The organism is Cupriavidus sp. 05N39 (genome assembly GCF_056397325.1).
This window is the reverse complement of the sequence record NZ_JBFTNE010000164.1, coordinates 1-10,564: the sequence shown is the minus strand read 5'-3', so window position 1 is coordinate 10,564 and position 10,564 is coordinate 1. Positions and strand designations below refer to the sequence as shown.

The 10,564-nt window shown below is 65.6% G+C and carries 10 protein-coding genes; 8 read left to right on the top strand and 2 right to left on the bottom strand.

Annotation, left to right across the window (positions count from 1 at the left end):
* Nucleotides 1–561 (bottom strand): Bug family tripartite tricarboxylate transporter substrate binding protein (locus AC1DN0_RS38850; protein ID WP_477146500.1); only part of this gene is annotated, 561 nt, incomplete at its 3' end.
* A gap of 50 nt (nt 562–611) precedes the next feature.
* On the bottom strand, nt 612–1,391 hold the full coding sequence (locus AC1DN0_RS38845) for a GntR family transcriptional regulator (RefSeq protein ID WP_441626092.1): 780 nt from the start codon (nt 1,389–1,391) through the stop codon (nt 612–614).
* 660 nt (nt 1,392–2,051) lie between these two features.
* Between AC1DN0_RS38845 and AC1DN0_RS38840 the strand changes: the two genes are divergently transcribed.
* The 8 genes from AC1DN0_RS38840 to AC1DN0_RS38805 all read left to right on the top strand — a co-directional run.
* Nucleotides 2,052–3,560, top strand: a complete 1,509-nt coding sequence (locus tag AC1DN0_RS38840; protein ID WP_441626090.1) for a hypothetical protein — start codon at nt 2,052–2,054, stop codon at nt 3,558–3,560.
* Nucleotides 3,561–3,758: 198 nt separating this feature from the next.
* The gene (locus tag AC1DN0_RS38835) at nt 3,759–4,214 is read left to right on the top strand and encodes a hypothetical protein (RefSeq protein WP_441626088.1); all 456 of its coding nucleotides are present in this window, start codon (nt 3,759–3,761) and stop codon (nt 4,212–4,214) included.
* Nucleotides 4,211–4,906, top strand: coding sequence for a C39 family peptidase (locus AC1DN0_RS38830; RefSeq protein WP_045236394.1), 696 nt, complete (start codon nt 4,211–4,213; stop codon nt 4,904–4,906). The genes AC1DN0_RS38835 and AC1DN0_RS38830 overlap by 4 nt, the downstream gene beginning before the upstream one ends.
* 10 nt (nt 4,907–4,916) lie before the next feature.
* A complete protein-coding gene (locus AC1DN0_RS38825) occupies nt 4,917–6,158 on the top strand; it encodes a hypothetical protein (RefSeq protein ID WP_441626086.1) in 1,242 nt (413 codons plus the stop codon).
* 106 nt (nt 6,159–6,264) lie between these two features.
* Nucleotides 6,265–7,707 (top strand): acetate kinase, encoded by a 1,443-nt coding sequence (locus tag AC1DN0_RS38820; RefSeq protein WP_477102850.1) that lies wholly within the window; start codon nt 6,265–6,267, stop codon nt 7,705–7,707.
* Between the two features lie 244 nt (nt 7,708–7,951).
* A complete protein-coding gene (locus AC1DN0_RS38815) occupies nt 7,952–8,464 on the top strand; it encodes a DUF1269 domain-containing protein (RefSeq protein ID WP_441626082.1) in 513 nt (170 codons plus the stop codon).
* Between the two features lie 240 nt (nt 8,465–8,704).
* On the top strand, nt 8,705–9,841 hold the full coding sequence (locus AC1DN0_RS38810; RefSeq protein ID WP_441626080.1) for an ABC transporter substrate-binding protein: 1,137 nt from the start codon (nt 8,705–8,707) through the stop codon (nt 9,839–9,841).
* Between the two features lie 52 nt (nt 9,842–9,893).
* On the top strand, nt 9,894–10,564 hold a 671-nt coding region (locus AC1DN0_RS38805; protein ID WP_477146499.1), incomplete at its 3' end, for an SDR family oxidoreductase.

Genomic DNA, 10,564 nt, shown 5'->3' with positions numbered 1-10,564 from the left:
AGCCAGGTGAACCGACGAACCCACCGAGCCGATCGCAAAGTTCAGCTTGCCGGGTTTGCTCCTGGCCAGCTGGATCAGTTCCGGGATGTTGTTGGCAGGCAGGCTGGGCGTGGCCACCAGTACGCTCGGGACGGTGGCCACCATCGTGATCGGCGTGAAATCCTGGATCGGGTCGAAGGGCAGCTTCTTGTACAGCGTGGCGTTGATGGTGTGGCTGGTGAAGCTCATCAGCAGGGTGGTGCCGTCGGGCGCGCTCTTGGCCACCTGGTCGGCGGCGATATTGCCGCCCGCACCCGGGCGATTCTCCACCACCACGGACTGATCCAGTTCGCGGGACATCTCCTGGGCGATGGTGCGCGCCAGCGTATCCGTGGTGCCCCCGGCGGGCGCCCCCACCAGGATGCGGATGGGTTTGCCGCCGGCGATCTCGGCGCGCGCTACCGGCGCGTGCGCTAGCAGCGCAACACTGACGGCGGCGCCAAGCAGGCCGTACATCGCCTTGCGGCGCGAGGGGGTGGCAAGCGCATGGGAGAAAGGTCGGCCCGTGCTGGGAGCAGGCATCGCGGTTTCCTTCTGGAAAGATCGTGAGCGTGCAGTATCGCTCGCTTTTCTTACTCGCGCAGCCCTGTTCGCGCTTCGCTTTCCACCCAGACATTGGCGCTGTCGCCGCCCGCGGGGGAGAGCTCCATGCGGTATTCATAGCGGTCCGGCCGGTATTGGCCGAGCAGGAACTGCACCGGGCGGCCAGCCTTGTCCAGCACCACGCGGCGCACCGCCAGCAGCGCGCCGCCCACGGGCACGTCAAGCAATGGCGCTACCACCACGTCGGCCAGCCGGGCCGACAGCGTCTGGCTGGCGCGCCCCAGCTGCACGCCCGAGCCTTCGAGCAGGCGCAGCATCGGCGTGCTTTCGAGATCCTTGCGATTGAGGCCGCGCCCCAGGTCGGCCGGAAGATAGGTGGTGATATGCGATAGCGGGCGGCTGCCATAGTGGCGCACGCGCACCACCTTGACCACCGGGTCGCCTGGTTGCAGCCCGAGCGCGTCGGCGACTTCCGGGGTGGCGTGGACGTCGTCGATCGATATCACCTTGACCGAGGTTTTCTGCCCCATGTCGATGATGTTGTCGAGCAGGCTGCCGGGGCGGTCGCCGACCGTAACCGGCTTGATCGGGTGCGGATTGACGAATGTGCCTAGGCCGCGATGGCGGCGTACCAGGCCTTCCTGCACCAGGCGGTCGAAGACGCGGCGCATGGTCACGCGCGATGCGTGAAACTGCTTGGCGAGGTCGATTTCGCCCGGCAAAGGGCCTTGACCGAAACGGCCTTCCACAATCTGTTGGCGTAGTACCACGTAAATCTGGTGATACAGGGGAACGACGGCTTCACTCATGGTTTCCCTTGCGAATAGGTGACAAGTCTCAGATAGCCTTAATGTACTTTAAATCAGACATAGAGCCTAGTCATGTCGCCAGTTGTGCGTTATTCGATCCCCGAATGGCCCTGGGGCGTTGCGTGCATGCAGCGGATATGCAGCATTCGGCGTGTTGATCCCTCGCAATGTCTTCTTTCCACCGCGCCGGGGCGGACGCGCGGGGCTATCACGCAGCGTCTCATCCGAAGTAGGGAACGTGGCGACGAGCGACGACCAGTGCACCGGCGGGACGTGTGTTTCACTCGTGATACAGCATGGGCAACCTAGGGTTTTCCTTGGGAACCGCGCTAAAGGCCTGATAGCAGGCGGAGTTTTCGCTGCCATGGGGAACTCTCTGCCATGTAGCGCGTCGGGCCTTGTCACAGCCATGTGACATGTCGTGTGCGGTTCACAGCGGCGGCACCGCCGCGCGTCCTCTGCAAGCCAGATAAAGGTTGAGGGCATGCCTTTGTAGCCCTTGTATTGCAAGGGTTTACAAGTTTGAGACATTTGCCTGGCACCGATTATGCGGAAAGAGAGGCTGGTTTGGCCGAGTGCCGGACCCGGGCCTCCAGCCATCGTTCTCCCCGAGCGCTGGCGAGAGGCTGAGCCGCTGTGAAATTCTCCTGGGAGCTTTGTATGAAAAAGACCTTACTTGCGTCGGCGATTGCTTTGGCCCTTGGGGCAGGCGGTCAGGCGATGGCTAACCCGACGAACAACAATGGCGAGGAAACGCGCAGTACCACGCAGACAGCCACTGCAACTTCCACCCAGTCCGGCGGCGGCGCGGCGGCGAACGAAAACTCATCGGCCTCGCAAGACAACAGCTATCACTCGAGGACATCCACCAAAACTTCTACCAGGAACACCACCAATACCACAACCAAGAACAACGCCGATAACCGGGGCCGGGTCACTTTCGATGAAGGCTATGGCAATGCCGGCGCGAACAACGGCGGCACGGCCAACGCCGCTTTCACCAACTCCTTCAATACCAGCAAGGCAATTGCCATCAGCAAGCTCTCGGGCTCGGTGAGCGGCATTTCGATTGGCAACATCGGCAATGTCGCCACCAACAACGGTAACGCCAATGGCGGCGCCGGTGGCAAGGGCGGTTCCGGTCATGGCGGCGCCGGCTACGGTGGCTCTGGCGGCAACGGTGGCAACAGCGGCAACGGCGGCAGCGGCGGTAGCGGCGGTTCCGCTAGCAACGGTAGCGCCACCGCGGGTGCTGCCAGCAACGGCAGCGCCAATGCTGGTGACGGCGGCAATGGCGGCAAGGCCATCGGCTGGGCCGGAGACGGCGGCAACGGCAAGGGCTCTGGCGGCGATGCGCTTAGCGCCAGCGTCGGCGTGGGTGCCCGCGGCGGCAGTGCCAAGGGCTCCGGCGGCGACTCGCTGGGTGCCAGCCTCGCAGGCTCCGGCAAGGGCGGCAGCGCAGGTGCCGCCGGCGGTAGCGCCGGCAGCCTGAGTGCCGGCAAGGGCGGCAGCAGCGGATCGGCTGCCGGCAGCGGCGGCAACGGTGGCCGCTGGGGCTTTGGCGCCGGTGGCGGCGGTGGCAGTAGCACGGCAGGTGCAGGCGGTGCCGGCACTGGCGGCACGACCACAGCCACGGCAGGCGCAGGTACCGCGACCGGCGGTGCAGGCGGTGCGGCGACATCCGGCGCATCCAGCCCGACCGGCGGTGCCGGTACCGGGCTTGGCGGTGCAGGTGGTGCGGGCACAGGCGGCGCGGCAACGGCTTCCGGCGGCGCAGGCACCGGCACGGGTGGCGCGGGTGGTACCCAAACCAGCCTGGCCGGTAGCGGCGGCGGCGGCGGCAGCGCAGCCAACGGCAGTGCTACCACCCAGGCCACCAACGGCAGCGCAACGGCAGGCGCTGGCGCGGTTGGCGCGGCTTCCGGCGCCGGTGGCGCTGGCGGCGTGGGCAATGGCGGCACTGGCGGTACCGGCAATGGCGCAGTGGGTGGAGCTGGCGGCGCCGGCGGCACCAACTACGTCGATGCTGGCACCTTCAATATGTCCAACACCATGACCAGCGTCGGTCAGTCGGCAGCGGGCATCATGATCGCCAACCAAAACAGCGGCTTCGCTTCGCTGGTGCAACAAAGCGTCAACGTCCAGGCCAACCTGGCGGTCGGCAAGTAAGGCGCGTGCGTGGTGGTGGCGTGCGCTGCGGGTGGATGGCCCGCGCGCACGTCCCGCCGGCACAGCTTGACTCCGGCAACTCAGGGCATCCCGGCGCATCGTGCGCTGCCGGGGTGCCCATTCGACGAAGCGTCCACTCGCTTCCGGTGTGATCGTCTGGATGGGGACGGCACGCAAGAGGCTGAAGGAGACACCAACATGCGATCGGTCCGCTCCGCTGTCACCCTGGTCACGACAGCAATCCTGGTCTGGCCTGGCCTGCAAGCCTTTGCCGGGCCGCAGCCCGCCGGGCCATCAGCCGCAGTGCCTGCGGCCAACACCGGAACCGCCATGAACACCAGCGCGGCGGCGCCGGATCAGACTCCCGCTGCCGTGGTGGGTGGCGCTCGGCGCGGCATCTTTGCCGATCTCGGCAAACCCGTCGCCAGCGACAAGCTCGAAGGTATCCGCGGCGGATCCGAACTGGTGGTCAACGACATGCGCCTCGGCGGCACCGTGGCGGATAACAGCGTGAACCGCATGATCAGCGGCTCCAACAGCATTGCCGAAGGCTCTTTCGCCAGCGCCGCGGGTCTGCCCACTGTCATCCAGAACTCGGGCGCCAACGTGCTGATCCAGAACGCTACCATCGTCAATATCCAGTTCAAGCCATGATGCTGCGAAAGCTGCTTCTGCAGGCTACGCTCTTGCTGGCTTCGGCCGGCGTGTCCGTGGCGTGGGCCGACTACATATACGTGCCAGGCGATGGCGGAAACTACTACAACGTGCGGGTGACCAGCCTCAAGGAGGCACGGTACAAGACCACCATCCGCCAGCAATACGACTTCAGTTGCGGCTCTGCCGCGGTAGCAACGCTGCTCACTTACCAGTATGGCTTTCCGGTCAGTGAGCAGACGGTGTTCCAGAACATGTATGTCAACGGCGACCAGGCCAAGATCCGGCAGGAGGGGTTCTCGCTGCTGGACATGAAGCGCTTCCTGGAGTCGCGCGGCTTTCTTGCCGATGGCTATGAATTGCCCCTGTCCAAGCTGGAGGAAACCCAGATCCCCGCCATCGTACTGGTGGTGGAGAACGGGTATCACCATTTTGTCGTGGTCAAGGGGGTGCACGGCGACCGTGTGCTGGTCGGCGACCCGGCGCTTGGCACGCGCGCGCTGTCGCGTGAGCACTTTGAGCGGATCTGGGACAGCCAGTTGCTGTTCGTCATCCACAACCGCGAGGAATCCGCTCGCTTCAACCTGGCGGCCGACTGGCGTGTAGCGCCGAGCGGCCCTTATTCGATGGGTATCAACCGGGATAGTCTGTTCTTCACCGTCATGCCTTCGCATGGCGGTAGCGACTTCTAAGGAACGTACCATGTTCCAGACATCCTCAAAGTCCGCGCAGCATCGCCGCAGTAGCGCCGGTTCGGCCACTGCCGTCATGTTGCTCGGCGCGGGCCTTGCCTGCGCCGGGCCGGTGCGGGCCGACGAAGGCACGGGGATCGAGGCGCTCGGCACGCTCGGTGCGACCGACCCTGCCGGCTTCACGGCACCGCCCGCAATGCAGGCGGAAACCCACAACCCTTACCTGGCTGCGGCACTTGGCAGCATGGCCGGCCGGACGCCGGTCTCGCAAGACCCCCTCGCCGTGGCGGAGCCGGCTGACCGTCCGGCAGATGGCCGCGCCACCCTCGGCGCGGCCGATGCCCCCGATGCTGCCGACTTGGCGCCGCCGGTGGAGCGGCAGGCCGAAACCGGCAATCCCGTCCTGGCCGCCGCCAGCGCGCCTCGCCGGCTTGCGGTACGCAGCAGCGCGGGCGCGCCGAAGCCGGTAGCGTCGGAACGGCTGGAAGACCTGCGGGGCGGTTTCGCCGCCGCGAGCCAGTCGCCAGATGCAGCCGGCGCCGCTGCCCCGGCAACGCCTGCCGTGACGCTGGCGGCTGTCGGAACATCGCCCACACATGCCGCGCGCAGCACCATGGCGAGTTGGAAGCCGGTCGCGCAAGAGCGGCTTGACGATTTGCGTGGCGGGTTCGACGTGGGCGCCGGCTTGCAAGTTTCGTTCGGTATCGAACGCGCCGTGTACATCAACGGTGCCCTGGTGGTGGCAACCAGCCTTACTATTCCCGATGTGAGCCGCATCACCGCCGACCAGGCCAGCCGCCTGGCCACGGCGCTCGGTGGGGCTGCAGGTGCGGCGGCCATGGCCAGCGCAGCCGTGAACAACGCGCTGGCCGGCAACCCGGTAACCGCGACCGGCGCGAATGGCAGCAGCAGCACGGGAAGCAGCAGTAGCAGTACAGGCACCAGCGCCAGCGCGACCGGCAGTCCGGGCGCATCGGTGACCAGCCTGCCTGCCACGGCGATAGCGGCGGGTGGCGCCGTGGTGACAACCAACGGCGCACTAAGCCTGATACAAAACGGGCCGGGCAATAGCGTCGCCTCCAGCATGCTGGCAGGCACACCTGCCACGGTGATTCAAAACTCGCTGAACAACCAGTCGATCCAGAACCTGGTGACCATCAATGCAGGCGTGAACACCCTGCAGGCATTCCGCGCCCAGGTGGCTAATTCAGCATTGAACAGTGCATTGCAGAGTGCCGCGAGCCGGCACTGAATACCTGCAGGCGATTGGTAGTACGTGCAACGAGAGGGGCAGTATGCGTTAAGCAGGTTGCGGACTCCTGTACGAAGCAGTCCGCCGTCCGGGGGAGGAAGGCGAAATGAATAAAAAGTCGCTGCGCGGCATCCGGCAGGCAGGGTGCTCGACATTGCTGTTGCTGGGCGGGATGGCACACGGCCAGACCCCGCCTGACGAGGGACCAACGGCGGCGAAGCTGGATGCGCTCAAGCGCGAGGTGACAGAGCAGGCCGCGACACTGGAGCAGATGAAGCGGGCAATGGCGGAACAAGAGGCCACCATCCGCGAGTTGCGCAGTGTGCTGGGTCCCGAAGTGCTGGCGAGAAAGCGCGGCGGCCAGCGCGCGCCAGGCACCGGCGGCGTGACACCCGGCGACACCGCCACCAATGCCGCGGCGGCCGCCGCCGGCGCGGCAGGCACGCAAGCCCTGCCTAATACCGCCAATGTGCCGCAGGAAGGCGCCACGCAGGCGCAGCAAGGCGCAACGCCGGCACAGCCAGCAGCCGACAGCCAGGTTGCGCAGGCCGGCGACGAGCAGCCGGTGGGCAAACCGCCCGAGGCCGACACCGCTCCACCTGCGATTGCACCGATTTTCGACCAGCCTGGCGTACTCACGCCCGCGGGCAAGTTCGTGCTCGAGCCGAGCTTTCAGTATGGCTATTCGTCGAACAACCGTGTGGCGCTGGTCGGCTACACGATCATTCCCGCCATCCTGATCGGGCTGATCGATGTCCGCGAGGTCAAGACCTCAACCTATATCGAGCAGGCTGCGCTGCGCTATGGCGTGACCAAGCGGCTCGAACTCGAGGTCAAGGTGCCCTACGTGCAGACCTCGGGCTCCACCATCAGCCGCGAAGTCTTTACCGGCACAGCGGTCGACAACGTCTTTAATGCCAGTGGCCAGGGCCTGGGCGACGTGGAAGCCACCGTGCGCTACCAGCTCAACTACGGCAACGAGAAAATGCCGTACTTCATCGGCTGGCTGCGCTACAAGTCCAATACCGGCAAAAGCCCCTTCGACGTCGTGACCGACTGCGTGACACGTTGCGTGGGCAATACAACCGGCACGGGCTTGCCGCTCGGGCTGCCCACCGGCACCGGCTTCCAGGCGATACAGCCGGGCATTACGTGGCTGCTGCCCACGGATCCGGCGGTGTTCTTCGGTACCTTCAGCTACCTGCACAACTTCGCGCGGGACAATGTCAGCCGCACCGTGCTCAACGGGCAGCAGGAGAATCTCGGCAAGATCGCGCCGGGCGATATCTTTGGCTTTAACTTCGGCATGGGCCTGTCGCTCAACGAGCATGCGTCGTTCAGTATCGGCTACGACCAGAGCATCATCTGGCCGACCAAGCAAAATGGCCAGACCGTGCCCGGCTCGGTGCGCATCACGCAGGGCACCTTGCTGGTGGGTTATTCGTATCGCTTCAACAGCCGCTATACGCTGAATGTATCGGTCGGCGCGGGACTGACGCGCGATACCCCGGATCTGCAGGTCACGGTGCGCCTGCCAATCACTTTCTGAGGGCTGGTGACATGCGCGAATTCGACGGATGAGACGCCACGTGATGCGCGGTAGGCATGCCGTGGTCATCGCCTTGCGCTTGCCGCGCGACTGGCGTACAAATGAGTTACCCCGTCCCCTGGGCGGATACGGATGCACCTCCACCTCCATGTTTTCCGTGACTGCGTGAAGGCGACTCCGCATGCACACCGCTGCCGGGATGACCCGAAATGGCCGCGAAACGGCCTGAAGCGAGGAGAGAGTCATGCGCAAACGCATCTTCTGGTTGTTGCCCGATCTGGCGAGCGCCCGCCGCACCATGGACGATCTGCTGCTGGCTCGCGTCGAGAACAGTCATATCCACTTCATCGCGCGCGATGGCGCCGATATGACTGGCCTGCATGAAGCCAACCTGTTCCAGACTTCCGACATCGTGCATGCTGCGGAAATGGGCCTGATGGTTGGCGGCGGCATCGGCATCGTGGCCGGGGCACTGGTCGCCCTGTTTCCCATCGTCAGCGAGACCCCGCAATGGGGCCTGGTCGGTGTGCTGGCAGTGCTCGGCGCGGTGTTCGGCGCCTGGGCGTCCAGCATGATCGGCTGCTCAGCGCCCAACAGCCGGCACAAGACCTTCGAGAAAGACATTGAGGAAGGCAAGATCCTGCTGATGGTGGACGTACCGCGTGGCCGCGTTGAGGAAATCGAAGCGCTGCTGCAACAGTCCCATCCGGAAGCCCGCTTCGCCGGGATGGACCCGGCCATACCCGCCTTCCCCTGAACGGGGACCGGCCAATGCGGGGGCATGGCGGCCTGCGGGCCGCCTGCCCTTGTGCGCTCCGACCCTGCTTTTCCCTGCCATACCCGATTCCTTCCCGAGCTGCCGTTCGATGCCGCTGTGATGACTTTTGCAACAGCGATTTGCAGAATGGCGCCGCTTTGAGGTAATTTGCTTGTCGCCGCGCCCATTCGTGGCGCGCATGACAAAGCAAAAGATTCGTAAGCGAACGAGGGGTCGGAGATGAAAACAAAATGGATCGCGTGCGGCCTGCTGGCCGCGGCGCTGGGATTGGGCGCGCCGGTGGCGCAGGCGGAGCCGGGGGTCAGCAAGACCGCGATCCGGATCGGGCAGTCGGCCGGCGTGACAGGGCCGGTGGCGGGCTCGGTCAAGGAGCAGATCGCCGGGGCGCAGGTCTACCTGAAGACGGTCAACGCCAACGGCGGCGTGGGAGGCCGCCGGATCGAGCTGGTGACCTACGACGACGGCTTCGATGCCAAGCGCACCCCCGACAATGTGCGCAAGCTGGTCCAGGAGGACAAGGTGTTCGCGCTCTTCATGGTGCGCGGCACGCCGCAGAACGAAAGCATCCTGCCCATCATCCAGGCCGAGAAGGTGCCGCTGGTGGCACCGCTTACCGGCGCCATCACGCTGCATCGTCCGGTCAGCCGCTACGTATTCAACGTGCGCGCCAAATACCAGGATGAAGTCGCCCGCGCGATCAACCATCTTGCCACCACGGGCATGACCCGCATCGCCATCTTCTACGCCAATGACGGCTTTGGCCAGGACGTGTTCGAGGGCTTCAGCACCGCGCTGCAGGCGCGCGGCGTACAGCCTGCCGCAAGCGCCTCGTTTGCCCGCCCAATGGGCGATATCCAGGCTGGCGTCACCGCCATCAACAAGGCGAATCCGCAGGCCGTGCTGGTGATCGGCTCAGGCTCCGAGGCCGCGCGCCTGATCAAGGAACTGCGCCGCGGCGGCAGCCAGGCGCAGTTCGTCACGCTGTCCAACAACGCGGCCGATTCCTTCATCAAGGAGCTGGGCGAGGACGCGCGCGGGCTGATCATCACGCAGGTGGTGCCGGGCACCAATTCCAGCCAGATGAGCATTGCCAGCGAATATCGCAGCCAGGCCCGGCAGCAAGGCGTGGAGCCCAGCAATGCCGGCATGGAGGGCTTTATGTCGGCCAAGGTGCTGGTGGAGGGCTTGCGTCGCGCGGGGCCGGATCTGACCCGCGAGCGGCTGGTCGGCGCGCTGGAGAGCCTGCGCGACTTTGACCTGGGCGGGATCCTGATCAGCTATAGCCCGACGCGGCATACCGGGTCGTCATTCGTGGAGATGTCGATCGTGTCGTCGACGGGCAAACTGATCCGCTGAGCGAAGGGTCCGGCCGCAGCGCCCCGCCGGCGCGCTGCGGTATAGTCGCCGGATGGCTACCTCACTTTTTTCCCTGCAAGGCCGCGTGGCGCTGGTCACCGGCGGCGCGCAAGGCCTGGGCCTGGCGATTGCCGCCGCCCTTTCGCAAGCCGGCGCGCACGTGATCGTTGCGGCGCGCAATGCCGAGCGCGTGCATGCCGCCGCGGCCGAGCTCGCCCGGCACGGCGGCAGCGCCGAGCCACTGGTGCTAGACATTACCGACGAAGCGGCGGTCGACGCTGCCTTTGCCCACGTCGACGCCGTGCACGGCCGCCTCGATATCCTGGTCAACAACGCCGGCGCGCGCAAGCGCAGCAATATGGCGCATCTGGACGCGGCGGATCTGCGCGAGATGCTGGAGACCAACCTGGTGGCGCCGTATGCCTTGTGCCGGCACGCCGCGCAACTGATGCGGCGCGGCGGCTATGGACGCATTGTCAATGTCAGCTCGATCGCGGGGCAGGTGGCGCGTGCCAATGACGTGCTCTATCCCGCTACCAAGGGGGGGCTGGATGCGCTTACCCGGGCAATGGCGGCGGATCTCGGGCGGGATGGTGTGACTGTCAATGCCATTGCGCCGGGGTATTTTGCTACCGAACCTAATCAGCCTATGGTCGATGACGCTAGCGTTGCCGAGTGGTTGCGGCAGAGGACTGCGTTGGGGAGGTGGGGGCAGCCGGAGGA